The organism is Methylobacterium sp. E-005 (assembly GCF_022829725.1).
In the GTDB taxonomy this organism is placed as follows: Bacteria; Pseudomonadota; Alphaproteobacteria; order Rhizobiales; family Beijerinckiaceae; genus Methylobacterium.
On the sequence record NZ_JAKSYG010000102.1, the window covers coordinates 1 to 1,275 of the forward strand.

1 protein-coding gene is annotated in these 1,275 nt (G+C 67.9%); it reads right to left on the reverse strand.

Annotation, left to right across the window (positions count from 1 at the left end):
- Nucleotides 1-1,275 (reverse strand): DNA translocase FtsK (locus tag MKK88_RS12145; protein WP_279602256.1); only part of this gene is annotated, 1,275 nt, incomplete at both ends.

Here is a 1,275-nt window from a genome sequence, read left to right on the forward strand (position 1 = left end):
CGCGCCCATCTCGCCGAGAATGGTCCGCGAGTCGATCTTGCTGGTCACCTGGAAGCTGATCCGGGTCGGGAAGTTCGCCTTGATGGTGCCGGTGATCACGTCGACCGAAGGCCGCTGCGTCGCCATGATCAGGTGGATGCCGGCCGCCCGCGCCATTTGGGCCAGACGCTGGATCGCGCCCTCGATGTCCTTGCCGGCCACCATCATCAGGTCGGCCATCTCGTCGACCACGATCACGATGTACGGCAGCGGCGACAGGTCCATCGCCTCCTCGACGAACACCGCCTCGCCGGTATGGCGGTCGAAGCCGGTCTGGATCGTCCGCGTGATGGTCTCGCCCTTCTCGCGGGCCTCCTTCATGCGGGCGTTGTAGCCGTCGATGTTCCGGACCGCGATCTTGGACATCTTCTTGTAGCGCTCCTCCATCTCGCGCACGGCCCATTTGAGGGCGATCACCGCCTTCTTGGGGTCGATGACCACGGGGGAGAGGAGGTGCGGGATGCCGTCATACACGGACAGCTCCAGCATCTTCGGATCGACCATGATCAGGCGGCACTCCTCCGGCTTCAGCCGGTAGAGCAACGACAGGATCATGGTGTTGATCGCCACCGACTTGCCCGAGCCGGTGGTGCCGGCCACGAGCAGATGCGGCATGCGGGCGAGGTCGGCGATGATCGGCTCACCGCCGATGTTCTTGCCCAGGCAGAGCGCCAGCTTGTGCTTGCTCTCCGCGAAGTCGGCCGAGGCCAGCAACTCGCGCAGGTAGACGGTCTCGCGGGTCTCGTTCGGCAGCTCGATGCCGATGACGTTCCGGCCGGGGACGACCGCCACGCGGGCCGAGACCGCCGACATCGACCGGGCGATGTCGTCCGACAGGCCGATCACGCGGCTGGACTTGGTGCCGGGGGCGGGCTCCAGCTCGTACAGGGTGACGACCGGGCCGGGCCGCACCGCCAGGATGTCGCCGCGCACGCCGAAATCCTGGACCGTCTGCTGCAGGTTGAGGGCGTTCTGCTCCAGCACGTCGGCATCGACCTCCGCGCTGCCACCCGGCGCCGGCAGGGCGAGCAGTTCGAGGGAGGGCAGCTCGTAATCGGCGTTCTCGACGGACGCGATCTCCAGATGCCGGCCAGCCGGGATCAGATGGGCGCGAGGCGCGACCATGGGAAGCGCGACCGGCGCGGGGGCGACCGGCTCGAGCGCCGCCACGACTGGCTCGGCTTCGACCTCGGACTCGATCTCGGCGGCGGCTTCGATCTCGGCCGGAGCCGGATC